General features: G+C 63.6%; 34 protein-coding genes. 10 read left to right on the top strand and 24 right to left on the bottom strand.

Going from position 1 to position 21803, the window contains the following annotated elements:
• Positions 1-175: 175 nt before the first annotated feature.
• Positions 176-391 (top strand): chlorophyll a/b-binding protein, encoded by a 216-nt coding sequence (locus H9532_RS09245; RefSeq protein WP_296367664.1) that lies wholly within the window; start codon positions 176-178, stop codon positions 389-391.
• A gap of 65 nt (positions 392-456) precedes the next feature.
• Here the strand turns inward: H9532_RS09245 and H9532_RS09240 are convergent, their stop codons facing one another.
• From H9532_RS09240 to H9532_RS09220, 5 genes are all read right to left on the bottom strand, one after another.
• On the bottom strand, positions 457-693 hold the full coding sequence (locus tag H9532_RS09240) for a chlorophyll a/b-binding protein (RefSeq protein WP_296367663.1): 237 nt from the start codon (positions 691-693) through the stop codon (positions 457-459).
• A 4-nt stretch (positions 694-697) separates the two neighbouring features.
• Positions 698-841 carry a chlorophyll a/b-binding protein gene (locus tag H9532_RS09235; protein WP_217796560.1) on the bottom strand — a complete coding sequence of 48 codons (144 nt, stop codon included), beginning with the start codon at positions 839-841 and terminating at the stop codon, positions 698-700.
• A 335-nt stretch (positions 842-1176) separates the two neighbouring features.
• Positions 1177-1371 (bottom strand): hypothetical protein, encoded by a 195-nt coding sequence (locus H9532_RS09230; RefSeq protein WP_296367660.1) that lies wholly within the window; start codon positions 1369-1371, stop codon positions 1177-1179.
• A 93-nt stretch (positions 1372-1464) separates the two neighbouring features.
• Complete coding sequence (locus H9532_RS09225; protein WP_296367658.1) at positions 1465-1632, bottom strand: hypothetical protein; 168 nt, start codon at positions 1630-1632, stop codon at positions 1465-1467.
• A gap of 94 nt (positions 1633-1726) precedes the next feature.
• Positions 1727-2401 carry a DUF305 domain-containing protein gene (locus H9532_RS09220; RefSeq protein WP_296367656.1) on the bottom strand — a complete coding sequence of 225 codons (675 nt, stop codon included), beginning with the start codon at positions 2399-2401 and terminating at the stop codon, positions 1727-1729.
• Positions 2402-2477: 76 nt separating this feature from the next.
• Between H9532_RS09220 and H9532_RS09215 the strand changes: the two genes are divergently transcribed.
• Positions 2478-2672, top strand: a complete 195-nt coding sequence (locus H9532_RS09215) for a hypothetical protein (protein WP_296367655.1) — start codon at positions 2478-2480, stop codon at positions 2670-2672.
• 39 nt (positions 2673-2711) lie between these two features.
• Here H9532_RS09215 and H9532_RS09210 read toward each other — a convergent pair whose 3' ends face one another.
• The 10 genes from H9532_RS09210 to H9532_RS09165 all read right to left on the bottom strand — a co-directional run bounded on the left by H9532_RS09210 (position 2712) and on the right by H9532_RS09165 (position 11257).
• The gene (locus H9532_RS09210) at positions 2712-2969 is read right to left on the bottom strand and encodes a hypothetical protein (RefSeq protein WP_296367654.1); all 258 of its coding nucleotides are present in this window, start codon (positions 2967-2969) and stop codon (positions 2712-2714) included.
• Between the two features lie 232 nt (positions 2970-3201).
• Complete coding sequence (locus H9532_RS09205) at positions 3202-3726, bottom strand: cytochrome B (protein ID WP_296367652.1); 525 nt, start codon at positions 3724-3726, stop codon at positions 3202-3204.
• Between the two features lie 3 nt (positions 3727-3729).
• Complete coding sequence (locus H9532_RS09200; RefSeq protein ID WP_296367651.1) at positions 3730-4383, bottom strand: TMEM165/GDT1 family protein; 654 nt, start codon at positions 4381-4383, stop codon at positions 3730-3732.
• Positions 4384-4415: 32 nt separating this feature from the next.
• Complete coding sequence (locus tag H9532_RS09195) at positions 4416-5753, bottom strand: HAMP domain-containing sensor histidine kinase (RefSeq protein ID WP_296367649.1); 1338 nt, start codon at positions 5751-5753, stop codon at positions 4416-4418.
• Entirely contained in the window at positions 5710-6390 is a 681-nt protein-coding gene (locus H9532_RS09190) for a response regulator transcription factor (protein ID WP_296367647.1), read from the bottom strand. Before H9532_RS09190 ends, H9532_RS09195 begins: the two co-directional genes overlap by 44 nt.
• 72 nt (positions 6391-6462) lie before the next feature.
• Complete coding sequence (locus tag H9532_RS09185; protein ID WP_296367645.1) at positions 6463-7071, bottom strand: hypothetical protein; 609 nt, start codon at positions 7069-7071, stop codon at positions 6463-6465.
• An 83-nt stretch (positions 7072-7154) separates the two neighbouring features.
• Positions 7155-7481 (bottom strand): hypothetical protein, encoded by a 327-nt coding sequence (locus H9532_RS09180; RefSeq protein WP_296367643.1) that lies wholly within the window; start codon positions 7479-7481, stop codon positions 7155-7157.
• A 61-nt stretch (positions 7482-7542) separates the two neighbouring features.
• Positions 7543-9159 carry a phospholipid carrier-dependent glycosyltransferase gene (locus H9532_RS09175; RefSeq protein ID WP_296367642.1) on the bottom strand — a complete coding sequence of 539 codons (1617 nt, stop codon included), beginning with the start codon at positions 9157-9159 and terminating at the stop codon, positions 7543-7545.
• 83 nt (positions 9160-9242) lie between these two features.
• Positions 9243-10568 carry a HAMP domain-containing sensor histidine kinase gene (locus tag H9532_RS09170; protein ID WP_296367670.1) on the bottom strand — a complete coding sequence of 442 codons (1326 nt, stop codon included), beginning with the start codon at positions 10566-10568 and terminating at the stop codon, positions 9243-9245.
• Positions 10569-10573: 5 nt separating this feature from the next.
• Positions 10574-11257: a response regulator transcription factor gene (locus H9532_RS09165; protein ID WP_296367640.1), complete on the bottom strand. Its 684-nt coding sequence runs from the start codon at positions 11255-11257 to the stop codon at positions 10574-10576.
• A gap of 204 nt (positions 11258-11461) precedes the next feature.
• On the opposite strand from H9532_RS09165, the gene H9532_RS09160 reads away from it, so the two are divergent.
• The gene (locus H9532_RS09160) at positions 11462-11647 is read left to right on the top strand and encodes a hypothetical protein (RefSeq protein WP_296367638.1); all 186 of its coding nucleotides are present in this window, start codon (positions 11462-11464) and stop codon (positions 11645-11647) included.
• Between the two features lie 7 nt (positions 11648-11654).
• Here the strand turns inward: H9532_RS09160 and H9532_RS09155 are convergent, their stop codons facing one another.
• The 3 genes from H9532_RS09155 to H9532_RS09145 are packed head-to-tail and all read right to left on the bottom strand — an operon-like array spanning position 11655 to position 12562.
• On the bottom strand, positions 11655-11882 hold the full coding sequence (locus tag H9532_RS09155) for a Nif11-like leader peptide family natural product precursor (protein ID WP_296367636.1): 228 nt from the start codon (positions 11880-11882) through the stop codon (positions 11655-11657).
• A 10-nt stretch (positions 11883-11892) separates the two neighbouring features.
• A complete protein-coding gene (locus tag H9532_RS09150) occupies positions 11893-12321 on the bottom strand; it encodes an EamA family transporter (protein ID WP_296367632.1) in 429 nt (142 codons plus the stop codon).
• Between the two features lie 31 nt (positions 12322-12352).
• Positions 12353-12562: a hypothetical protein gene (locus H9532_RS09145; RefSeq protein WP_296367630.1), complete on the bottom strand. Its 210-nt coding sequence runs from the start codon at positions 12560-12562 to the stop codon at positions 12353-12355.
• Between the two features lie 160 nt (positions 12563-12722).
• Between H9532_RS09145 and H9532_RS09140 the strand changes: the two genes are divergently transcribed.
• Positions 12723-13430, top strand: coding sequence for a 16S rRNA (uracil(1498)-N(3))-methyltransferase (locus H9532_RS09140; RefSeq protein ID WP_296367628.1), 708 nt, complete (start codon positions 12723-12725; stop codon positions 13428-13430).
• A 79-nt stretch (positions 13431-13509) separates the two neighbouring features.
• Positions 13510-13680 (top strand): hypothetical protein, encoded by a 171-nt coding sequence (locus H9532_RS09135; protein ID WP_296367626.1) that lies wholly within the window; start codon positions 13510-13512, stop codon positions 13678-13680.
• Between the two features lie 342 nt (positions 13681-14022).
• On the opposite strand, the gene H9532_RS09130 is transcribed toward H9532_RS09135, so the two are convergent.
• Entirely contained in the window at positions 14023-14181 is a 159-nt protein-coding gene (locus tag H9532_RS09130; RefSeq protein ID WP_296367669.1) for a chlorophyll a/b-binding protein, read from the bottom strand.
• Positions 14182-14668: 487 nt separating this feature from the next.
• On the opposite strand from H9532_RS09130, the gene H9532_RS09125 reads away from it, so the two are divergent.
• Positions 14669-14878, top strand: coding sequence for a hypothetical protein (locus H9532_RS09125; RefSeq protein WP_296367624.1), 210 nt, complete (start codon positions 14669-14671; stop codon positions 14876-14878).
• A gap of 9 nt (positions 14879-14887) precedes the next feature.
• Here the strand turns inward: H9532_RS09125 and H9532_RS09120 are convergent, their stop codons facing one another.
• The 3 genes from H9532_RS09120 to H9532_RS09110 form a co-directional block, all read right to left on the bottom strand.
• A complete protein-coding gene (locus H9532_RS09120; protein WP_296367622.1) occupies positions 14888-15073 on the bottom strand; it encodes a hypothetical protein in 186 nt (61 codons plus the stop codon).
• A 586-nt stretch (positions 15074-15659) separates the two neighbouring features.
• Positions 15660-16577, bottom strand: coding sequence for a cation diffusion facilitator family transporter (locus tag H9532_RS09115; RefSeq protein ID WP_296367620.1), 918 nt, complete (start codon positions 16575-16577; stop codon positions 15660-15662).
• 3 nt (positions 16578-16580) lie between these two features.
• Positions 16581-16766: a hypothetical protein gene (locus tag H9532_RS09110; protein ID WP_296367617.1), complete on the bottom strand. Its 186-nt coding sequence runs from the start codon at positions 16764-16766 to the stop codon at positions 16581-16583.
• Between the two features lie 37 nt (positions 16767-16803).
• Here H9532_RS09110 and H9532_RS09105 point away from each other — a divergent pair, with 37 nt between their 5' ends.
• Positions 16804-17211, top strand: coding sequence for a hypothetical protein (locus H9532_RS09105; protein ID WP_296367615.1), 408 nt, complete (start codon positions 16804-16806; stop codon positions 17209-17211).
• On the opposite strand, the gene H9532_RS09100 is transcribed toward H9532_RS09105, so the two are convergent.
• A complete protein-coding gene (locus H9532_RS09100; RefSeq protein ID WP_296367614.1) occupies positions 17156-19519 on the bottom strand; it encodes a cation-translocating P-type ATPase in 2364 nt (787 codons plus the stop codon). The two genes, H9532_RS09105 and H9532_RS09100, sit on opposite strands and share 56 nt — an antisense overlap.
• A 585-nt stretch (positions 19520-20104) precedes the next feature.
• Here H9532_RS09100 and H9532_RS09095 point away from each other — a divergent pair.
• The 3 genes from H9532_RS09095 (at position 20105) to H9532_RS09085 (ending at position 21174) form a co-directional block, all read left to right on the top strand.
• Positions 20105-20293, top strand: a complete 189-nt coding sequence (locus H9532_RS09095; RefSeq protein ID WP_296367611.1) for a hypothetical protein — start codon at positions 20105-20107, stop codon at positions 20291-20293.
• A 273-nt stretch (positions 20294-20566) separates the two neighbouring features.
• Positions 20567-20791, top strand: a complete 225-nt coding sequence (locus H9532_RS09090; RefSeq protein WP_296367609.1) for a hypothetical protein — start codon at positions 20567-20569, stop codon at positions 20789-20791.
• Positions 20791-21174: a type II toxin-antitoxin system VapC family toxin gene (locus tag H9532_RS09085; protein WP_296367606.1), complete on the top strand. Its 384-nt coding sequence runs from the start codon at positions 20791-20793 to the stop codon at positions 21172-21174. The genes H9532_RS09090 and H9532_RS09085 overlap by 1 nt, the downstream gene beginning before the upstream one ends.
• 276 nt (positions 21175-21450) lie before the next feature.
• On the opposite strand, the gene H9532_RS09080 is transcribed toward H9532_RS09085, so the two are convergent.
• Entirely contained in the window at positions 21451-21801 is a 351-nt protein-coding gene (locus H9532_RS09080) for a hypothetical protein (protein ID WP_296367604.1), read from the bottom strand.
• Positions 21802-21803: the final 2 nt, after the last annotated feature.

Here is a 21803-nt window from a genome sequence, read left to right as displayed (position 1 = left end):
CACTCTTTCCTGCTCACTGCGGTCGCTCAAACCCGTTTGTCCAGAGATTCCCTAGGGCCGAGGGCGGCTAGGCCGAAAACGCAGGGTGGGCCGCGGCTAAAGAGCCTTGCTACCTAGCCTGGTGGGCCGATCGTTTCGTGGGCAAGCCCGTGCGAAACGGCTCCCCCCGTTGATGATGACGAAACAGGACTACCTCTACGAGCCGCTCGAGGCCTTTGGTGAAGGTCTCACCACCCGTCGCCCCTGGAACACCCAGGCTCTGGCTGGGGTGGAGCGGCTCAATGGTCGGGTGGCGATGCTGGGTTTTGCGGCGGCCTTGATTGGCGAGTGGCTCACCGGCTGTGGCCCAGCTGGCCAAGTTCTGGCGCTCTTGCGTTGGTATCTCTCCTGAGAGAAGCATAAAAAAGCTCCAGGCTTGTGGCCTGGAGCTCAGATCAGAACGCAACGCTCCGGGGTTCAGAAGCAGAAGGGAAGGAACTGGGTGCGGCAGGCGGCATAACCGTCCACCAGAGGGCCCAGACCGATTTGGTGGGCAATGCCCGAGCCGGTGATCGCTTCGGTGACGATGCCGATCACGATGCCGAGCATGGCGGCGCGGCCGTTGAACAGTTCAACGCGCTTCAGCTGTTCCATATGGATCTGCTGCGTGGCGCGATCCCAGTACCACTTCTCGTTGGCGGGGCTGTTGGTCATGGCTTCAGCCCAGGCCGATCTGGGAAAGGATGCCCTGGCCGGTGAGCAGCTCGGTGCCGAGGCCGATCACGAAGCCGAGCATGGCCAGGCGGCCGTTCCAGGTTTCGGCAAAGCCGACGAAACCGAAGCGGGAGGTGGAGTCGGACATGAGACGTTACGGAACGTTTCGACAACCGTAACGGATCGTGAACGCTTTTGGGTGTGGGGTTGCCAAATTTGTGTGAGCGCTTCAGTACGGCTCCTGCTGAGCCAAGGTGTGCGCCGGTTCTCTGTGAACACCGCAACCGTTTCGGGCTGGCTAGGAGGGGTTTTTGCCGATGAGCCCAATCTTTCCCTGCAAGGGTTGCGGCACGTTCATCGAGCGCTCAACCCAGCACTACCGGCGGGTGAAGGGGCAGGTGCTTTGCTCCACCTGCGCTGATGCGCGGCAGGCGCAGGAGGTCCAGGCGCGGCCGGGGTTCTGGCGCCGGTTGCTTCAGCGCGTCAGCCGGCGGAGCGAAGGCGCGTGCTGATGCCAAGGCCCACTTCGATCGGCACGGTGCCGTCAGGTCGTAGAGCCTGAGGGGTGGATTGCAGGGTGTGCAGCAGTTGGGCCCGCTGTTCGGGACTCAGCTGGAGCAGCTCAGCGAGGGCGTGAGGGTCGATGCGGCCCAGGCGGGCGCGGGAGAGATCCGTCACAGGGTGGCTCCACCACTGGTGATGGGCCGGACACTAGCCACCGCATCTGGTGGTGTCATCCCTTTGCGGTCAGCTCTGCATCGCCCTGAGATCTCAACGGCGCGAGGTGATGCGCTCCCAGCCCAGGTCAAACAGGTAATAGATCAAGGTGAGGCCAATATGAATTTCAAGCGATGTCTTGATACCCGTGAAGATCGCTGTAAACGCAATGGCGACCACCCTGTAAGCCAGGGCCTTCCAGATGAGTGAGCGCCGGATCAAGGACGTGCCCTCGCCATTGGATCGCTTTTTATCACTCTGGCCGAGCCGCGGTTCAAGGCGCCCCGTGTGGATTTTGAGCAGCAGCGGCGTGGTTTCAGCGGTGGCGCACGTCGTGGCGGAGCATGCGCCGCAGCTCGATGATTTCGCGGCGCTGAGCCACGATGATCTCCCGCGCTAGGCGGCGGATGGTGGGGTTGTTGCTCTTGCGCAGGGCGTCGTGCGCCATCTTCAGCGCCCCGCCGTGGTGCTCGATCATTCCTTCCAGGAACCAGTTCACTCGCGTGTCGGGGCTTGGTGCCGTTCCGGCCATCTGCATCGCCGTGATCTGCGCGGCGGACATGCGCCTGAGCGCCGCCAGGCTGTTGGGGTCGCCGCTCGGCGGCAGCGTCACCGGATAGACGGGCGCCTGGGGGTACCAGGCCTTGCGCCACTGACCCATGGCCTTGATCTCGCGGGCCTGATCGTTCCAGATCGTGTTCGCCAGGGCCCCCACGCCGGGGGAGCCCACGTTGAACATAAACTCACTCATGCGCAGCGCGCCGGTGTGGTGCTGCACCATCGCGTCGATCCAGCGCAGGTCATAGGTGCTGCCAGCCGGGCCGACGTCATGGCCATGGCTGCCGTGGCCCCCGTGGTCACTCGCGCCGCTCTCCGGCAGCGGCGTGGCGTGCTGGCCGTGATCGTGTTGGTGGTGCTCATGGCCCGACTGAGCCAGCACAGGCGGCGTGGCAAGGGCCGCAGAGACTGTGAGAGCCAGCAGGAGGCGCATGGCCGGTTTCGCAATGCACCCAGGATTGACTCTCCCCTAAGGGGAGAGTCAAGAGGTGTGAGTGTCTTGGAGGCCGGTGAAAACGATTCGCTTCTGCGGCGATCGAGAGCTGCTCCAACCCGCGTCGCGATTCGAGGGGCGTTACCGGCTGTTTGATCAGACCGTCTATGCCGAACTGGCTCTGATTCGCAACCTCAGAGCGATGGGTCTGCCGTTGAGCTGGCAGCACCTGCGCGGATCTGCAGGCCACGCTCTGCGGCAAGCGCCATGACATCCAAGGCCGTCTTGCCGTGGTCGTTAACCGAAAGGGTCAGAGCCCTTCGCAGTGCTGCACCGCCTTGAGGTAGATCAGTTTTCCAGGGCTGTCCTGTCCCTGCAGTGCGTTCGATTGGCGCAGCTTGATCTGGGCGTCGACGCAGCGGTTGTAGCGATGCGCTTTCACGGCCTGCGGGATCTGCAACAGCGCGATGGCCACCAGGCTGAGGCTGCTCAGAGCGGCCAGCACGGGGTAGGCATGGGCGCGCACCATCTCTCGGGCGGTGAGGCTTTGGTTGCTGTGATCGCTCATGGCGCATCGGATCCTGCGCTGATGATGCCCGGTTGACAGCGCTAGGCGAGCTGGCTGGCACAGGTGTACTTCGCTTCAGGGTGATGGCTGTCGCCTCTCCGTATGTCGTCTTTCGTGACGCGGATGTGATCTGGCCGCTATCGCCGCGGCCACTGCTGGTGCCGACTTCGCTGTCTGCCGGGTTGGCGCGGGAGAAGCTGCCGTTGGGGTCTCCTCCGGCGTGCCGGACGCGTCAGCGGCGCTGCAGCAGTTGCGATACCCAGTGGCGCGGGCCATCGTTCTCGCGCACATGCAGTTGGGCCATCGAGGCAGCGAGGCGCACGCCGCCCCGACGCAGCACCGAACCGATGTGCCAGATCACGGCACCGGTGATCAGCATCCAGGCCAGGAGGTGCAGGTGGTAGGCCAGATGGTCGAGTTGGCCTGTACGCAGCCAGTCCTCCTGCATCAACTTGCCGCTGCCCACCGCCAGCACCAGCCCAAGCAGGGCTGCCGCGTTTGCGGCCTGGCGCAGGCGGGCGCGACCCAGACCGATCGCGTACACCACAAACAACAGAGCCACTGGCCAGAGCAGCGCGCCAACCGAGCCGTGGATGTCAATCCAGTCGCCCGGCACGGCAAACGGCAGGCGGACCCAGCGGCCGTCGTGCTTGGCAAGCACCACCAAGCCGCTCAGCCAGGCCAGCGGGATCAGGACAGCCGTGATGCCGTGCAGCAAGCGCAGCAGCGATGGTTGGTAGGGAATCGTGCGTGCCATGGTTCAGCTCAGGGCTTGCTGGAGCGACACAAGCGCAAAGGCAATGAACAGTCCGCCACTGAGGCGGTACAGCAGTTTCTCGCTAATCCGCCCGCCGATCCACTTGCCGGCCCCCACTGCAAGCCAGGTGACCAGGGCATGGCCGGCCAGTGTGCCGGCCAGGAGGCCTGCGAAGCCGAAGGCCGGTGCTGTCGCCAGAAAGATGGTGGTGAATTGGGTGCGGTCGCCCAGTTCCGCGATAAACACCAACGCAAAGGCTTCCCAGATCACCGCCCAGGCCGTGGTGATCCGTGATCGACTCTCCACTTCCGCAACGGCTTTCTCGGCTTCCTGCTCTTCCACCTCGGCTTCGTTGGTTGCCATGCGTTGCGCGTCGAGCAGCAACTTGCCGCCGAAGCCGGCAAAGAGCACGGCGGCCAGCCACGGCACCGCGCTGCTGGGAAGCAGTTCCTTGAGGCCGTAGCCCAGGCCCAGAGAGATCAGGGTGACAGCCGTCAGCGCCGCGAAAGCGCCGATGAACACGTCGCGCGCGCGATGTTTGGCCGCCAGGATCAAGGCCATGAAGAAGGTCTTGTCACCCAGTTCGGCCAGGGTGATTGCAGTGAGGCTGGCGCCGAAGGCCGCCAGGCCTGAGTCAGGTGGAAGCGGAGTGCTCATGCGTCAAACCTGCCGCATCACCCATGAAGAAATCATGAGGATTGACGCGCCATCGGCAGCAACACCTGCATGACGCAGCGCCCGGGTTGAGCCGTTAACACGCTGAGATCACCGCCATGGCTACGGGCAATGCTGCGGGCGATCGCCAGGCCCAGGCCGCTATGCCCCCCCTGATCACTGCTGCGCCAGAACCGTTCAAACACCTGCTCGTGGACGTGGCTGGGGATGCCCGGCCCGCGATCAATCACCTGCACGGTGACCTGGCGGGCGCTGGCGTGAACCTCGATGCCGACATGCCCGCCCACGGGGCTGTGGCGCAGGGCGTTGAGCAGCAGATTGGTGAACAGGCGCAGGATCTGATCGCTGCGGGCCTCAACCGGTGCACGAAAGCTGGCTGGATCGGGGCTGAGGCTGAGCTGGATCGACCGCTCGCTGGCCTGAGCGCTGTAGCAGCGGATCAGATCCTCCAGCAGCTCCATCAGATCGAAGTGCTCCAGGTTGCGCGCGGATGCGGCTGGGCTGTGGATCTCCTGGCGTTGGCGGGCCAGGAGCAGCAGGTCATCCACCAGTTCGCCCAGCTGGGCGGTGAGTTGGTTCAGTTCGCGCCAGGCCAGTTGGGGCTGTTGGCGCAGCTCCTCGGGAACGGCCGCCAGCAGCGCTCGCAGGGCCGAGAGGGGGTGGCGCAGTTCGTGGGAGGCATCGGCGGTGAACCGCTCCAGGGCCCGCACCTGCTGCTGCAGGGGCCAGAACGCCGCGTTGAGCATGCGGCGGCCCACCAGCAGGGCCGCCACCACGGTGACGATGCCCCCGAGCAACAGGCCACTGCGTAGTCGCCGCAGATCAGCCTGGGCAGCCCGATCGGAGAGTGCTACCCGCACGGAGCCCAGGGCTTGCGGCGTGGCCTGGGGGCTGGTGCGCACCAACACCGGCTGCCAGAGGCTGATGCCACCGGGCCATTGCTGCCACTGCGGCTCAGAACGGCTCGGTACTGGCGTGCGCGTGCCACGCGGCAGCTGGAGCTTCCCTTGTTCAAGCAGCAGTTCGCCCCCCAGGCCAAACCACTGGATCCGTTGCTCCAGCAAGGCCGGCACGGCGATCAGCTCAGCCTTCGGCTGGAATTTGCGTGCTCCGGCGGCCTCGCTGGTTTCGTGGGCAATCAGCGGCAACTGGCTGGCGGCCGCGGCCATCAGCTGCCGCAGCTCGGTGCGTTGGTCGACCTGGCGTTGCTGCGCCACCTTGAAATACAGCGAACCGGCAAAGGCGCACAACAGCAGCAGTGCAAAGCCTCCGCCCTGCCGCACGAGCCTGCGCTTGAGCCGCAACGGATCAGGGTGCAGCGAGCCGGTAGCCAAGGCCGTAGACCGTTTCAATCAGATTGGCGTGGCCCCCTGCGGCGCTGAGTTTGTGGCGGAGGTTGCGCATGTGGGCGCGCAGCGCGTCATCACCCACGACGCGTCGCCCATCCTCAAAGCCATCGAGTAAGTGCTCCTTTCTGCAGGCCGCGCCTTGGGCGCGGATCAGTTGTTCCAGGATCAGTGATTCCTTGGGGGTGAGCTCCACCAGCTGATCACCCAGCAGCGCAGTGGGATTTCCTGGTTGGATCTCGAGATCCCCCCAGCGGATCGACGGGCGCAGTGGCCGGTGGGCCCGGCGCAGCAAGGCGCGGATGCGCGCTTGCAGCAGCTCGGGATCAAAGGGTTTCACCACATAGTCATCGGCGCCGCCCTCCAGGCCGGCGAGCTTGTCGTCGCGGCGATCCCGGCCGGTGAGCATCAGCACCAGCGGTTGCAGCTGTTCCGGCCGCTGCCGCAGAACGCGGCAGACCTCCAGCCCATCGCGGTCGGGTAGGCCCAGATCCAGCAGCACCAGATCAAAAGCATCCAGCTCCAGCCAATCGATCGCTTCAGCAGCGTTGGCGGCGGACTGCGCGGCGTAGCCCCACTGCGCCACCAGCCGCAGCAGCGCCTGGCGCAAGGTGGGTTCGTCTTCCACCACCAGCAGCTTCATGCCCTCCTGAGAGCGGTGCCAAGCACCACTCTCACAGCAGAACAGCTGAGCTGATGAGGGAGATGGCTTGGCTCAGAAGGATGCAGTGAACACCTCACGCACCTTGGTGAAGAGTCCATCGCCATTGGGATCTGTGAAGGTGCTGATCTCGCGACCGTCGTGTTCACGCTCGGTTTGGATCAGATTGGTGCCGTCAAACGTCCAGGTTTCGTTGGCTTCGATGCGTTCCAGACGCCATGCGCCATCGTCGAACTCCTGCAGGTTGGTCACCTGGCCATTCACCAGATCGAAGCGATAGGCCTCGTTGCTGGAGCCTGAATCATGCCCCCAGGTCTTGTCGTCGCTGGATGACATACGCCCACCGGAGATCACGGGATCCAGGCTTTCAGCACGCCTCAGCGTGTTTTGTCCGCGACCCAGATTGGTTCGGGTCCAGATGCCGTCGTTGTTGTCGTCGGCGTAATAGCGCACCCGGCCACCACGGTTGTGCACCAGGAGCCCATCCCTCAGGACGTAGCGCTCATTGCGATCGATGTCCTCCCGTTTCCAGCGCGCGCCATACCACTCCCTCACGCTGATGACCGTCGATCCGCGGGCGCGAATCTTCAGCGCATCATCGCGGTCATCGCCACGACCCTGATCCCCATCGTTGGAATCGTGGTCACGCTCGTCGTTAGACATCAGGGTTGCCCAGCTAGGAGGTGCCGACCTTAACCAGACTGTCGTGAAGAACTCGTGAAGAGGGAGCGCTGGTGCCGGGCGTCTCAGGCCAGTGGATCGGGCGTAGCGATCAGGCTGAAGCGATCAGACTCGTGGTCGCTGTCGTGATGGTCGATGGATGATCCACCCAGGGAATACTCCGATTCATCGTGGTAGACCTCATGGCCATAGCCATGGTGATCGTCGTGGCCGTTGTGTTGATCACGAACCATGTATTCACGCTCATCAAGCCCTGATTCGCCGCCCGAGATGATCGGGTCGTTGCTGAAGTTGTCGGCTGATGTGCTCAGCGACTGGCGGCGATGGTTGTGGTCATTGTGGCGATCGCGGCGATGACGATCTCGTTGATTGCGTTGACGGTCGCGGGACATCGACAGTCTCCGGAGAACTTCTTCAACGTAGGCAGCCTCTCGTGAGGAACTCGTGAGGGAATTAACTCGGCTTGCAGCGGTAGAGGTCTGGCCCCGGTTGTGAGGTTTGATCCGCCTGGCCGATCAGGCTGCAGTTGAGCTGAGGCCTGCTGGGATTGCTGGTGCTGAGCACCAGGCGCTCCTGGTTGGTGGTGCGCAGTTGGCGCCGCGCCCTTGATCCGGTGGTGACGTCTTGTCCCAGATACCAGTTCAGGCTGGGGCGTTCGTTCTCCTGGAGCAGCAGCGGAGGGGGACCCTCCGCGCTGATGAGTGGCTGTAGCCAAGCCACTGCGGGTTGCACGCTCCATTGCTCGCTCAATTCCCAGAGCCAGATGGGGCTGGCAAACAGGTTGAACAGAGCCCCCCACAGCAGGGCGACCAGCGCTGCAGCGCCCCATTGCCGCCAGCGCGGCGTGGGCGTGATCAAGAGTCCCCCTCCGAACACCAGGCCGAGTGCGGCGGGGATCGTGACAGTCGCCGGCACGTTGAGCTGCCCTTGCACGGCCAGCAGCCCGGTGCCAGCGAGGATCCAGAAGCAGGGCACCGCCAGCAGCAGGCGATGGGTGAGCGTTGAGGTGGCTCCGCTGCGTTGGATCAACTGGGCCAAGAGTGGCCCCACGCTCAAGGCGAAGGAAGGCCAGAGCAAATGGCTGTACCAGGGAAGTTGGGTGCGCAGCGGCAGCACAGCTGCCGCGGTGAGCAGGGTGAGCCCGAGGCACCAGAACCCCCAGCGGCTGCGGCGCTGCTGCAGCGCCGTGAGCATCGCCAGCGGCCAGAGGGCCAGCCAGGGCCAGCCGCCTTCCAGTACCTCAAGCACCGGCACCCGCCAGCCGCCGCTATGCCCTTCGACCGGACTCACCACCCGTGCGAGCCCCTGACGGCCCCACATGGCGAGCGCTTCCGGCCCGCGCTCCAGCAGGTGCCATCCGTGCCAGAGCAGCCCAGGCAGCAGGCCGATCACGATCCAAATGAGGAGAGGGAGCCATTGCCTTGGCGTCCAGCGCCGCTCCCAGGCGAGCAGCAGGCAAGCGCCCACCAGTAAGGGAAGGCTGGCCGGTGCCTTCAGGAGCAGGATGGCGGAGCCAGCGGCGCCCGCGATCAAACCCCAATGGCGTTGTTGCGATCGAGAAGGGGCTGAAGGCAGGCTCAGTAAGGCCCACCATTGCAGCGCCATCGCGCTGATCAAGCTGCCATCCAGCATGGCCAGCCGGCCATGGCGCATCAGCGGCAGCAGGGTGAGGGCCACCGCGGCGGTGCAGATGGCAGCCACGCGATCGCCAGGCCGAAGGCGCCATTGCACCAAGGCCACCAGAGGAACGATCAAGCTGGAGCACAGTGCCGGAATGGCGCGCACCAGCCATTCCGGCGGGACCTGCCGGATCGCTTCGCTGCCAACGGTGTGGCGCCAGAGGCCAATGGCCAGGCCAATCAGCGCATGCAGCAGGGGTGGTTTGTTGAGGTAGGGCTGATCCCACAGGGTGGGCAGGAGGTTGGTGGGAAAGGGCCGCAGGCTGATCTCTTCGGCTACCCGTGCCACGAGAGCCTCATCCCAGTCCCGCAGGGGTACGTCGCCGAGATGCTGGAACAGCAGCACGATCGCTCCAGCCCAGAGCAGAACAATCCACCAACGCCAGGCCATGCGTGCGGCGCTGATGGCGCCCAACCAGAAACTCCTCCATAACTAGGTGAAGACCCAGTGAGGCGCCGGTCACACCTGCCGGCTTAGGCGGCGGCGGGTAGCAGCACCACCATGCGGCAGCCGCCGCTCGGGGCGCTCTGTGCCTCAATCAGCCCTCCATGCACCTGGGTGATGCTGCGCGCGATCGAGAGCCCCAGACCTGCATTGGGTCCGCTGCGGGCGGCATCGGCCTGCCAGAAGCGCTCAAACACCAGCCGCCGTTGGTCGGATGGGATTCCAGGCCCTTCGTCTTCGATCACCACCATCACCTGTTGGCCTTGCAGTTGCACCTGCAGCGTCACCGCCCCACCAGCCGGCGTGAACTGCATCGCATTCACCAGCAGGTTGCTCACCAAGCGCCTCAGCTGATCGGGGTGCCCGTGAACCATGGCTGGAGGCTTCAGCTCACAGTGCAGGTGGAGCTGCTGGCTACTGGCTCGATCTTGATAGAGAGCGGCCAGATCCTCCGCTAGTTCACAGAGATCAAAGTGCTGCCAATGCTGTTGATCCGGTGCTGCACGATCCAGGCGAGTGAGCAGGAGCAGATCCTCAACCAGGCGCGTCATCTCGGCTGTCGCCTGATCGATCCGATTGATTTTCTGGCTGAGCTCCGGTTCAGCGCGATCGAGTTGTCCCCGTTCCCGCGCGGTGCCGATCACGGCGAGGATGGCGGTGAGGGGATGCCGCAGCTCGTGGGATGCATCACTGGTGAAGCGAATCAAGCGGTGAAGCTGATCGCGGATGGGTTTGAGCGAACTGCTCACCATCCACTGGCTGAGCACAGCTGCAGCGATGGCCCCAACGGCGCCGCCCACCATCAGGCCATTGCGCAGGCGCACCAGTTCACGATCTGTTGTGGCCGTGGAGACGGCGCTGAAGACATACCCCTCCAATTCGCGGTTCGCTGCTGTCGAGTCCCGTAAATACACAGGGCGCCAGTAGGCCACGCCATTGGGCACGGCCAGAAATTGACGTTCATTGGGATTTCTCAGGCTCTGCAGGGCCTTGAGATCAGCCGGTAGTTTTCCGAATTGGCTGAGAATCTGCCTGTCTTTATCGAACAGAACGATCTTCTTGTTCTCCAGCGCTGAAGCACGTGACTCCAGCAGTGCCACATGCCCCGATTCCAATTGCAGCTGCTGATTGGGGAGGTGGCTGTATTCCTCCACTTCATGCAGGATCAGGGGCATCTGTGAGGCGGCCGCAGAAGCCAGTTGCTGCACCTGTTCCCGCAGCAGGGCTGATCGGGCGCGGCTCACCTCCAGGAACACGGCGATGCCAAACACCAACAGCACAAAGGCCGAAATCAGTACGTAGCGGCCGGTGAGCTTCCAGCGAATGCGGCTGAGATCCGGCTCCATCGCGGGCACTGCGTTCAAGCGTGGCTGGCGTTGAGGCGGAAGCCAACGCCATACACCGTTTCAATGAGATCAGGTGGGGCTCCCACCTGATTGAGCTTGGCTCGGATGTTTTTCACATGGGTTTTCACGCTTTCATCCCCCGGCACATCCGCCCAGGCCCATGCAGATTCGATCAGTTGCTCCTTGGAGCAGGTGCGTCCTCCGGCTTTCAGCAGCGCCTCCAGCAGAGCGTGTTCCTTGGGGGTCAGCCGTAGGTCTTGTGCGTTGAAGGTGGCGGTGCGGCCATCGAGGCCGAGTTGCAGCGCTCCCCAGCTCCAGTCTTCGCGCAGCGGCCGTGCGGCGCGGCGCAGCAGGGCCTGGATGCGCGCCTTGAGCAGGGCCGGCTCGAATGGCTTCACCAGGTAGTCATCGGCGCCCTGCTCGAGCCCGAGCACGTTGTCATCCAGGCTGTCGCGAGCGGTGAGCATCAGCACCAGGGGCTGATTCACAGGGAGGTGCCGCAGTTTTCGGCACACCTCCAGCCCATCGAGGCCGGGCAGGTTGAGGTCGAGCAGCACCAGATCAAAGCTGCCGGCCTCGAGCAGGGTGAGAGCCTCAAGCCCTTCGCCGCACGCTTCCGTCACCAGGCCCCAGTGCTGCAGCAGTTCCTTGAGCGCGTCACGGATGACGGGATCGTCTTCCACGATCAGCACTTTCATGCCAGGGGGTGGCCCGTCTGGAGCCTCATGCTCACTCGATCATGCGGAGCGTGAGGTGAAGAAGTCGTGAAGCTCTTCACGGGTTCTCCACGCTGCCGGGGTTAGTCGATCAGTGCTGAGCGCTGGAGTGGATGACGCATGCACAGGTTGATGCTTTCGGTTGCAGTCCTGTTGGCAGGACTTGGGTTTGGAGCCCTTCCAGGCTTGTCTTCACCCCATGCCCAAGGGCCCTGTACCGGGCGTTTGCAGGCACTCGGCTACAGAGCTGTGGAGCTCGATGCTGTGGAGGCCCACAGTTCCCTCTACGAAGCGCGGCGTGGCCGTGATGAGGTGAAGCTGATGGTGAAGAACGGCAGCTGCCTGGTGGAGCGTATGTGGCTGGATGAGTGAAGCCCGTCTAGACGTAGCGACCGGGATACTCACCGGGATGGTCGATGCGGGTCACTCGGACCCCTGAGGCGGTTCTGCCCGAGAAGCGCAAGAGATCGCTGCCGCTCACTGGATAGCCCAGCTCCTGGGCGAGCAGAGCCACGGCGTCGGCGGTGATCGCTTCGCTCACGTGCTGCCGGAGGGTTGGATCGGCCTGCACCCGGGCCAGGAACTGCTCCAGAGGCGTTGTTGTCACGGCCGGCTGCTCACGCCCAGGCCACCAGCGTCGCACCGATGGCCATGGTCACCACCCCAATCCAGGCTTTCAAGCCAAGGGGTTCCCCCAGCACCAGCCAGGCCAGCAAGGCCACCAGCACCACGCTCAGCTTGTCGAGAGCTGCCACAGCTGCCACGGGCCCCAGCTGCAGGGCGCGGTTGTAGCAGAACCACGACAGCCCGGTTGCCAGCCCTGAGAGGGCGAGTGCCAGCAAGCCGCTGCGCGGGAGTTGCAGCAACGTTGACCAGGCCAAGTCTCCGCGGCTCACGAGCACCAGAGCCAGGGCGATCGCCACCACCAGGGTGCGAACCAAGGTGGCCAGGCCGGCATCGATGGCTTGCACACCGAGCTTGGTGAGCAGGGCGGTGATGGCGGCGAACAGCGCCGCGGCGGCGGCCCACAGCTGCCAGCTCTGCACGGCTGCGTTCTCCAGGGGTTGTGCCTTGAGGCTACGGGGCCTGTTCGCTGTCGCCGGTTGGGGTCAGGTGATCGTTGCTGTCCCAGTCCATGCGGATCAATAAGTCCATGGTCTGGCGTTGGATCTCGATCTGTTGGAGCAGCAGGTGAGCCGCCTGCTTCGCCTCCTCAAGGGTGGTGATGGCTTCGATTTCGCGCCTGACAACCTCGCTGTTGAAGGCGCGCCCCAGTTGTTGATCCATGGACTCTCATGCCGTGCCAGAGCTTGGCGAGAGCGGCTCAGTCGTGCCATCAATCTCAAGAGTTGATTTCGATTGTGGCCTTGGTTTCGCCCACCTGGCTGGTACGGTTCGGGAGCAGGTTGCGATGGATCCTGGATCGAGTGGGCTGTGAGATGTTCATATGAATCTTGTTCTTCTACGCGACGAGGATTGGATCGATTCTGATCGCGTTGTGTTGCGTGATCATCGCGCCGATCATCTGCGCAATCTGCTCAAACTGCAGGTCGGCGATGCGGTGCGGGTGGGGCGCCTTGGCGGGCTTCGGGGAGAGGGGCTTGTGTTGGCGATGGATGCCGATGGGGTGCAGCTAGAGGTTCAGCTCCATCAAGCACCGCCGCCGCGCCATCGTTTTGATGTGGTGCTCGCCCTGCCACGGCCGAAGATGCTGCGCCGCATCCTGCGGACCGTGGCCGAATTCGGGGTGGCGAATCTGCACTTGATCAACACCGCGCGGGTGGAGAAGAGTTATTGGCAGAGCCCATTACTTCGGCAGGCCAAGCTGCAGGAGGCTCTGCTGGCGGGGATGGAGCGCTCCAGCGATACCATCGCTCCGAAGGTGCATCTTCACAAGCGGTTTCGTCCCTTTGTTGAAGATCAGCTGGTGGATGTTTGTGCCGGAAGACACTGTTGGATCGCGCAGATGGATGCGGCGCGTTCACTCGCCCATGTGCCTCCCGATCCGGCTGTGGTGATGATCGGCCCGGAAGGTGGATTTGTGCCGTTTGAGGTGGAGCTCGCAGAACGGGTGATCGCTCAGCGCGTCCATCTCGGTGGACGCGTGCTCAGTGTGGATACAGCTCTGCCTGCCGCCTTGGCCCAGGCTCTCTAGGTTCTGCAGCGGCTCGCCGCCCGCGATGCCCTGCACGTGCCCTTGAATCGCTAAGAGCAGGAGAACGCCAGCAGGGTTGATGGAGCAGCTGAACTGGGGCTATGTGCAGCTGGGGTTGTTTGCCCTGGCCTTTGGCGGACTACAGATCTGGTGGATCGGCAGCACCCTGCGCCGGCAACGGCTGCCACGCCCCCTGAGCGAGGGTGAGTTCCGCCGCAGCTTGGAGCGCATCTGGCAGAAGCAGGACTGAGCGCCAGGCCCATGCATCGCAGAGCCGTTGAGCACTCAGCCCTCGCGTTCTCCCAGGGTCGACAACAGCCAAAAGCCCAAGCTCATCACCGCAGCGCCGAAGGCCAGGAAAGCAATCAGCAGGTCGGAGCGTTCCATGAAGCAATCCTGCGTGCTCGGACGTTGTGGTGCTGTGGTGATGGCTGCCTGAATCAGGAAACCCTGGCCATGGAGCCTGGATCAAGATTGGACTGATGCGGTGCGCCAGCTGGGAAGCAGCTTCTGCCTCAGGCGCTGGCGGAACGGCCAGCCAGGGCCGTGACCAGCCAGGCCGTCATCAGCAGAGCGGGAATCAGGAGGCTCATCAACCCAAACCCAGCTGGCCGAGGATGCCTTTGCCGCTCAGCGCTTCGGTGGCGATGGCGATCACGAAGCCGAGCATGGCCAAGCGGCCGTTGAGGGATTCCGCAAAGGGGACGAAGCCGGTGCGCTGGTAAGGGATCTTGAAATCGGAGCCGGCCATGGCGGTCAAGCATTCGTTACAGATGTTAACGCCTTGCCGCGAGTTGGGGCCGCGGGTGCCGGCCATGCGCGGTGCAGGTCGGGATGTCGTCGCTGGCGATCCTGTTGCGTAGCGACTGATCATCGACGCGGGCGTGGGCCTCGGCCAGGGTCCAGGCGCAGAGACGGCAATAGAAGTGATGTGCGTCTGGATTGGTGATCCATCTCAGGAAGGGGGGTGCTGGCGGTTTGCATCAACCGCTGACCCTTTTGCTTCACATCCACGTCGATCGCCAGTGGACCATTGAAGGGGGCGCATCAGCCGGTCTCGCTGCCCTAGTGGGCCTCGGTCGGGGTGTTCCACGCCTTCCCATTCCATGGCCAAGAACCTTCGCTGTGAAGGTGTCATGCTGCAGAGCTGCAGCATGTTGCGCGCCAATCTGAGGTGTCTCAATCGATGCGCACAGATGCATCTGCCGCATAGCGTAAGGATACGTACATCAGCATCGATGGCCGATCTCATCGACATCCGTCTGCTCATTGCTGCAACCCTTGAGCAGGCTCGACTGGCTCAACTTCTCTCGCCAGGCCTTTCGCACATCGACCTTCTTGATCGGACCGCTGCCGCCATCAGTACCCTTTTGCCGCGCCTGCCCGATGCCGTTCTGGACTACGCCATGAATGAGGCCGCCCAACTCCTGAATGCAGCCCCGGCCTGATCTGCCCGATCAGCGGCTCTTGCGCACGAAGCTCGAAGGCCTTGAGCGATCGATCGCATGGCGCCCATGGTCGGGTTCTTCTGCCTGATCGGTATGGACTTGCTTGTGATCGAGCTTGCGCTCCTCATCTGGTTCCCAGGTCGTCTCGTTCTCCGCGTCTGACTCAGGCATGAAGTGGTGATGAGTGGCAGACATCGCTGATTGCGTCGCTGCGTTGATCCAAGGCCCTGTTCTCCACTGAGGCGGGCCCTGCTGCGGATCAGCTAGCGGAATCCATCAAAAAGGCGCCCCGTAGCGGGCGCCTTATCACCGGTTGCGGATGGTCACCTTGGCAATTGAGGTGCCGTCCGGTCGGGTGCCTGTGGTTCAACGATCTCAATGGGTTTGGCCCCGTGGTTGTCTCCCTGCCGTGTCGCGGCAGGGATCGAATGGACGAGTGACGGCACTGAGCAGAGATGCTCAAGGCTTGGCCTGCTCAGTTGTTCACTCCGCCTGGGTTATGCAGCCCAGGTTTGGCCGGTGGAGAGTTTGTGGGTGGCATATGGCTCAACCGCTACGGGATGGCGCTCACGCCGCGCCATCGAGGACAAGGTTGGTGCTGGTGTTTGACGCATTTCGAGCGCACCTCCGTTGTGCGCACCGGCTCGGGTGATCCCTGGCCGGACTCTGTTGGAGGCAGAGGTGTCGGGGTGGTTCCCGCTACTCCCCTCAATTTCACGTTACGCCGATTGGCGATGACCGGTGGCTGCACAAAGGTTCCTCTTCCCGAACATCCACGGCTTCATTGGTGCTCACCGCAGCGGTGGTGGGTGGTTTCCAGTTGCAGGGTTGTTTTGCCGATGCCCAAGGCGGCCAGGGCGTCTTGCGCTTGATGGATCAACTGCTCCTGGCTGAGCTGGCTGGTGGCCAGGGCGGCTGCATCAATCACCAGGTGGGCGGTGAGAGCGGTGCGCGAGGTGCTCAGGCTCCAGATGTGCAGTGCCTCGACGGCTTCCACGGCAGGCAGGGCGCGCAAGGTTGCGTTCACCTCGAGCAGGTTGATGTGGCTGGGCGCGCCATCGAGGTTGAGGGCGATCGCTTCTCGCAGCAGATCAAGGGCACTCCAGATCACGACACCGCCAACGCCGATCGCCGTGAGGGCATCGAGCCAGATCCAGCCGGTCACTCCCACCAGGAGAGCACTGATCAAGACGGCCACCGAGACGGCTGCATCGGTAAGCAGATGCAACACCGCGGCCCGTTGGTTGAGGTCGTGGTGATGGTCGTGTCCAAACAACTTGGCTGAGCCGAGGTTGATCACGATCCCGGCTGCAGCGGCCCAGGCCACCGGGCCTGCAATCACAGGAACGGGATTGAACAGTCGCTGAATCGCTTCCACCACCACCACCGCGCCGGCGCCAAAGATCAACAGACCGTTAATCAGCGAGGCGAGTTGAGTGCTGCGTCCATAGCCGTAGGTAAAGCGACCGCTGGCGGGGCGGCGGCTGAGGTGATCGGCACCCCAGCCGAGCACCAGGCCGATGACATCGCCGAGGTTGTGCAGCGCATCGCCGATCAGGGCGAGGGAGCCAAAGCCAAAGCCGATTACCAACTGAAGGGTGGTGAGGCCGGTGTTGAGGGCAATGCTCCAGCGGAAGGCCCGCCCAGCTCGGCTTGAGGCCTCCTGATGGTTGTGGTGATGCGCGTGATGGCTACCCATCGCTCAGCTCTCCTGCTGGGCAGCCAAGTAGAGGGCGATCATCTCTTCCATCCCCTTTTGAGTGCGGCCGTGGGGACGATGGCCCTGGGCGGCCCAGACCCGATCGAGTTCCATGCGCAGCTCGGGTGTGATCCAACAGGAGAGCAGCACCTTGCCCTCACGGCTGGAGGTGCAACGCTTGGCGGCCATGGAGCTGGATCGAGACCTGATCGCAATGTATACAAGTGTGCGAGCGACTCTGTTGTTGGGGTTGGCGCTGCTGTCCCAGGCCGCTGCCAGGGCTTTGGACTGCCAGGCCCTCAACGACCAGCGCGATCAACTCGTGCGGCGTGCCATGAAGGATGAAGTGGTTGTGCTGCATGAGCTGCGGCTGAAGCTCTGCCCGCAACAGGAAGCCAGCGCAACGGCGGAGGATTCCGCATCGGAGAGCCAGCTGGATTTCGGGGCCTACATCCGCTGCCGGCAACAGGCTGAGGTTCAGCTGCAGAACACCAAGCCAGTGCTCTATACAAACCCCAGCGGATTCCGATGGTTCACCCCGCAAGGTGCTCGTCTGGCCAGAGAGGCTGATGCGCTCCTCAGGGAGATGCAGCAACACTGCGCCGCCCCGTCACCAGCAGGCCCGCCGCCATGAGCCCGATCACGCCCGCGGCATGGGCAGAGGACAGTGCTGAGATCTCCAGTAGGGATGCAAGGCCAGGAATCAGCTGCACCACTAGCCAGAGGCCAACGCCAATGAGCGCCCCCCAGCGGGTGATCCGGCTGTGACGATCGCCATTGATCCACACGAGTGCACTACCGCCGAGCAACAGCAACAGCAGCACCCAACCGCGTTGCTGCTCGATCGCGAGATCAGGCCAGAGCAGTGGCCCCATCATCAACGCGCTCAACACACCGCCTTGCTGTAAGGCTCGATGCCAGGTCTGCACGCCAAAGAGCGGTGCATCTGGTGGGCGAGGCGGTTGCTGCATCAGCCGAGCAGGTGCCGGCAGTGCCTCAAACACCACCGTGCAGGCCGGATCAATCACCAGATGCAGCAAGGCGATGTGCACCGGTAAGAGCACCAGTGGCAGCTGAGGGATGAGCAACGGCAGCAGGCTCAGCCCCGCGATCGGCAGATGAATGGCAAGCGTGTAGCCAAGGGCGCGGTGCAGATTCGCCTCGATGCGCCGGCCGATGGCCAACGCTTCCACCAGGGCCGAAAAGTCGTCGCGTAGCAGTACCAGATCGGCCGCTTCCCGGGCTACAGCTGTGCCGCGCTCACCCATGGCCACACCGATGTCGGCTGCTTTGAGGGCAGGGGCGTCATTGACGCCATCACCGCCCATGGCCACCACCTCGCCTCGGGCCTGGAGCGCCTGCACCAGCCGCAACTTTTGCTGTGGCATCACCCGGGCAAACACCGTAGTGGCGCCGATGCGATCCATCAGTTGTGCGGGATCGAGGTGCTCCAGCTCCGCACCACAAATCGGCTCACCGGGAGGCAATCCCGCTTGATCAGCGATGGATCGCGCCGTGGCTGGCGCATCGCCGCTGATCATCACCACCTGCACCCCTGCTGCCTGGGCACGCGCGATCGCAGCGGGAACCTCAGGTCGAATCGGGTCGGCCAGGCCGATCAGGCCAATGGGCTCAAACAGAAAGTCATGCACCTGCTCGGGCGGGCGCTGAGGGTCTACCCCTGCGAGCTCGGGATGGAGGGGCGCGCCATCGAGGCCAGCGGCAACTGCGAGCACCCGCAGACCATCGTGGGCCAAGGCGGTTGCGGCTTGCAGGAGCCGAGCTGAGGCTTCTTGATCGAGGTGGCAAAGCTGAGCAATGGCCTCGGGCGCACCCTTGGCGGCCACGTGCCGGGCGCCGTCGTGGCTGGTCCACAGCTGGGAGACCACCAGGAGATCTGGGGTGAGCGGATACTCCCGCACCAACGGCCAATCGGGATGCAGGTGCTCTTGGTGCTCACCCTGTAGGCGTTCAGCCGCCAAACCTCGGATGGCCACATCCATGGCATCCACTGGATCCGCGCGGCTGGCCAACACGGCCAGCTCCAGCAGCGGGTGCCAGGCTTCTGCCAAGGGCAGCTGCGGCTCCCAGCGCTGCGCCTCCGGCCAGGTGAGCAGCGCCTCCACCGCCATGCGGTTCTGGGTGAGGGTGCCTGTTTTATCGACGGCCAACACCGTTGTGCTGCCAAGGCTCTCCACCGCCGCGGGCCAGCGGGCCAAGACCCCGATCCGCCCGAGCCTCAGCGCACCCAGGGCCAGAAACAGCGCCAGCACCACCGGGATTTCATTGGGTAGAACCGCCAATGCCAGAGCGAGGGCTGCAAGCAGGGCCTGCTCCCAACGCCCTGTCACGGCACCATCGATCACGAACAGCGCGGTGGTGATCCCTAGGGCAGCAAGCGTGAGGCGGGCAGTCAGCCGTCTGGTTTGGCGTTGCAGACGCGTTAACGGTGGCTGCACCGTGAGCAGGCTTGTGGCGATCTGGCCCAAGGCGGTGTGTTCGCCCGTAGCCACCACCTGCGCACGGCCTCGGCCGCTGGCCACCAGGGCCCCAGCGCGGATCTCTTCACCGCTGTGCTGGTGCAACACCGGGAGCGATTCACCCGTGAGTAGGGATTCATCGAGCCAAAGGGTTGCGGGCTCCATGAGCCGTGCATCCGCTGCCACCCGATCACCCTCCTCCAGCAACAAGCAGTCGCCTGGTTGGAGGTGTTCGGCCGCCAGCCGAACGATCTGTCCCCCACGTTCCACCCGAACCGCTGGTGCAGCCAGCCGCGCCAATTCCTCCAGCGCCCGGCGACTGCGCCGCTGCTGCCAGGCATCCAGCCCACTGATCAGCGCCACAAACAGAAGCAGAATTCCTGCTTCTGAGGCTTCGCCGATCCACAGGTAGATCAGCGCACAGGCCAGGAGCAGCAGGTTGGTGGGCTCCAGCAAGGCCATCCGATCAGAGCCCAACGGGGGGCATGTTGGCCCCAGGATTCAGCGTTAACCCACGCTGTCGCTGATCTGCCTCAGCCCCCTGATGACTGCGCCGCAGTGGGGTGAACCACAAAACTGGCGCCCGTGATCCGGTCATCCACCCGCAGGCGCAGTGGGTGCACGGCTTCCACGCACACGCCCACTTTGTTGCCAGGGGTGTAGTCCCAGAAGAAGCCTGTTGTCCCCAGCTGAGCGGGCCCATCCAGCCGTTGGGTAGCTGACGCAGGTCAGGGTGAACCACTGCTCGATCTGCTCATCATCGTGATAAAGATTGGTCGGATTGATCCACAGAACCGGCCAGAATCCTTGCGGCGCAGGTGAAGGTTTCACTGCTTTCGAGGGTGATGGTGTATGTGGCCATGGACGAGTAGCCCTTTTCTATGGAGGGTGGTTGCGCTTCCGCTCGATTGTTGTGGCTGCTGATACCGCGAAAGCCAATCACTGAATGGCGTTCTTATGGATTTCTACTGAATTCCTTGATCCCGAAGATCATCGGTAGATTTCGATGCATTTATGCCTCTAGCCAGGACAGTGTGATCGCAACTGGTGAGCCGCTGCACTTTGGTGATCGTGATTCAAAGCCGCGCCAGTGGTGAACTCGTCTGGCGTGATGAAGTGTCGAGGAGTAACCACGTCAAAGCCTCCATGACGGCCAAGGCGAAAGCGCGGGTGACTGGCCGCGTCTACCGACTGGTGGATCGAGATGGTCTTGTTCTGGAGCAGATTTGCTGCTAATGCTGGCCTGTTTCCAGCTGCGATGGGCGAGCGCTCTCAAGCAAACTTTGAATGGTTGAGCTGTTGATGACGTGACGCCCTATATCGCTCCATTGCTTATGAGAGTGGGTGGTCTTCAGCAGCTCCTTGTTGAGCTGCCTCAACGGGGTGTACGCCCCTGTAGTGCCGGTCGTACCGTCATCGGCTGGAGGGAATGGAAGAACATGCAAGGGAAGACCCTCCACGAGCTGATTCCGATCTAGGCTGCTAGCAGCGAGCAAGCAGAAGCAAGAGATGAGCCGCACCCTCTACATCCGCCACGTGCCCGACGAGGTTGCTGAGCGGTTGGAAAAGCTGGCCAGCCGAGCTGGCGTGCCGCTGAGCACCTTTGCGCTGCAGGAGCTGAGTGAAACCGCAAGGCGTGCCGACAATGCCGAGCTGCTTGGAGCCTTGCCCTCGTCTGCGATCGAGCCCGCCACCATCCTGGAGGCGCTGCGCCAGAGCCGGGTTGAACGCTGATGCTGGTGGTGGATGCCTCGGTGCTCGTGAACGCCCTACTGCTCAACGGCGCAGTCCGGGCCCGCCTGGTCGATGCCAACTTGCAGGCGCCAGATCTGATCGACGCCGAAGTGCTCTCGGTGATGCGCCGACTCGTGCTCGCCGATCAACTGCCCGAGCAGCATGCGTTGCAGGCCTTGTCCATCGCCCAACAGCTCGGCTTGCGGCGCTATTCCAGCCGGTTGCTATGGCCCCGCGCTTGGGAACTGCGCACCAACCTCACTGCCTACGACGCGCTCTATGTGGCCCTGGCTGAGCAGCTCGACGCGACGCTGCTGACCGCCGACAGCCGCGCAGCGCAGGCTCCGGGTTTGCGCTGCCGTGTGGAGGTGATTGCCCCATGAGTGTCCACCTCGAACTCGCCTTTGAGAAGGAGGTCTGCGACTACCTCGGCAACCACGGCTGGCTCTACGAAGGCAACACGGCAGACAACTAGGACCGCAAGCCTTACGGAAATGGTGTCCAGCTCGGAAGTGGCCAGCGGATTTCAACCGTTGCAGCGTCACGCTGTGCATGCTGAGCTCCTCAGCCATTTGTTGGGTGCAGATCCACTGGCTTTGGGGCGTCGCACTCATTGGTGAGAAGGCATGTCATGGAGGCTATTGGTGCTCGATGGCCAGTCAGGGCTGGCCCTGCCCCCTCCCGCCAACGGAGCTCCCCAGAGCCAACCCCGCCAGGATGCTGAGCCCCTGATTCACCGCATCATCAATGCGGCCTTGGGGCCGGGCACAGAACAACGCCAACGGGTGCTCTGGAGTGGAACCGCCGGCAGGTTGCGGCGGTGCATCGGGATCAACCACGTCACCGGAACTGCCTGGCTCGTCCACCCGCCGCTCGATCGCGGGCAGCCCGTTCATGCGCACATGCAGCCAGCTCAAGGCGGTGCAGTTGAGCAGGTCGAACGCCAAGGTGGCGCCCTGGAACCCCAGGATCCCGGTGGAGATCCAGACCACCAGCCGGCGGGAATCCATGG

Source organism: Vulcanococcus sp. Clear-D1, assembly GCF_014654725.1.
In the GTDB taxonomy this organism is placed as follows: domain Bacteria; phylum Cyanobacteriota; class Cyanobacteriia; order PCC-6307; family Cyanobiaceae; genus Vulcanococcus.
Note: the sequence above shows the minus strand (reverse complement) of the source record. Positions and strands in the feature narration are given on the sequence as shown.

Bases quoted from the DNA above. Each gene is read 5' to 3' on its own strand.
- H9532_RS09180 (WP_296367643.1), bottom strand. From the start codon at position 7,481: ATGTCCCGCGACCGTCAACGCAATCAACGAGATCGTCATCGCCGCGAT.
- H9532_RS09100 (WP_296367614.1), bottom strand. From the start codon at position 19,519: ATGGCCTTGCTGGAGCCCACCAACCTGCTGCTCCTGGCCTGTGCGCTG.
- H9532_RS09200 (WP_296367651.1), bottom strand. From the start codon at position 4,383: ATGAGCACTCCGCTTCCACCTGACTCAGGCCTGGCGGCCTTCGGCGCC.
- H9532_RS09140 (WP_296367628.1), top strand. From the start codon at position 12,723: ATGAATCTTGTTCTTCTACGCGACGAGGATTGGATCGATTCTGATCGC.
- H9532_RS09185 (WP_296367645.1), bottom strand. From the start codon at position 7,071: ATGTCTAACGACGAGCGTGACCACGATTCCAACGATGGGGATCAGGGT.
- H9532_RS09240 (WP_296367663.1), bottom strand. From the start codon at position 693: ATGACCAACAGCCCCGCCAACGAGAAGTGGTACTGGGATCGCGCCACG.
- H9532_RS09125 (WP_296367624.1), top strand. From the start codon at position 14,669: ATGGCCGATCTCATCGACATCCGTCTGCTCATTGCTGCAACCCTTGAG.
- H9532_RS09165 (WP_296367640.1), bottom strand. From the start codon at position 11,257: ATGAAAGTGCTGATCGTGGAAGACGATCCCGTCATCCGTGACGCGCTC.
- H9532_RS09245 (WP_296367664.1), top strand. From the start codon at position 176: ATGACGAAACAGGACTACCTCTACGAGCCGCTCGAGGCCTTTGGTGAA.
- H9532_RS09190 (WP_296367647.1), bottom strand. From the start codon at position 6,390: ATGAAGCTGCTGGTGGTGGAAGACGAACCCACCTTGCGCCAGGCGCTG.
- H9532_RS09080 (WP_296367604.1), bottom strand. From the start codon at position 21,801: ATGGATTCCCGCCGGCTGGTGGTCTGGATCTCCACCGGGATCCTGGGG.
- H9532_RS09085 (WP_296367606.1), top strand. From the start codon at position 20,791: ATGCTGGTGGTGGATGCCTCGGTGCTCGTGAACGCCCTACTGCTCAAC.
- H9532_RS09130 (WP_296367669.1), bottom strand. From the start codon at position 14,181: ATGGCCGGCTCCGATTTCAAGATCCCTTACCAGCGCACCGGCTTCGTC.
- H9532_RS09135 (WP_296367626.1), top strand. From the start codon at position 13,510: ATGGAGCAGCTGAACTGGGGCTATGTGCAGCTGGGGTTGTTTGCCCTG.
- H9532_RS09120 (WP_296367622.1), bottom strand. From the start codon at position 15,073: ATGTCTGCCACTCATCACCACTTCATGCCTGAGTCAGACGCGGAGAAC.
- H9532_RS09145 (WP_296367630.1), bottom strand. From the start codon at position 12,562: ATGGATCAACAACTGGGGCGCGCCTTCAACAGCGAGGTTGTCAGGCGC.
- H9532_RS09220 (WP_296367656.1), bottom strand. From the start codon at position 2,401: ATGCGCCTCCTGCTGGCTCTCACAGTCTCTGCGGCCCTTGCCACGCCG.
- H9532_RS09205 (WP_296367652.1), bottom strand. From the start codon at position 3,726: ATGGCACGCACGATTCCCTACCAACCATCGCTGCTGCGCTTGCTGCAC.
- H9532_RS09115 (WP_296367620.1), bottom strand. From the start codon at position 16,577: ATGGGTAGCCATCACGCGCATCACCACAACCATCAGGAGGCCTCAAGC.
- H9532_RS09175 (WP_296367642.1), bottom strand. From the start codon at position 9,159: ATGGCCTGGCGTTGGTGGATTGTTCTGCTCTGGGCTGGAGCGATCGTG.
- H9532_RS09210 (WP_296367654.1), bottom strand. From the start codon at position 2,969: ATGAGCGATCACAGCAACCAAAGCCTCACCGCCCGAGAGATGGTGCGC.
- H9532_RS09090 (WP_296367609.1), top strand. From the start codon at position 20,567: ATGAGCCGCACCCTCTACATCCGCCACGTGCCCGACGAGGTTGCTGAG.
- H9532_RS09235 (WP_217796560.1), bottom strand. From the start codon at position 841: ATGTCCGACTCCACCTCCCGCTTCGGTTTCGTCGGCTTTGCCGAAACC.
- H9532_RS09110 (WP_296367617.1), bottom strand. From the start codon at position 16,766: ATGGCCGCCAAGCGTTGCACCTCCAGCCGTGAGGGCAAGGTGCTGCTC.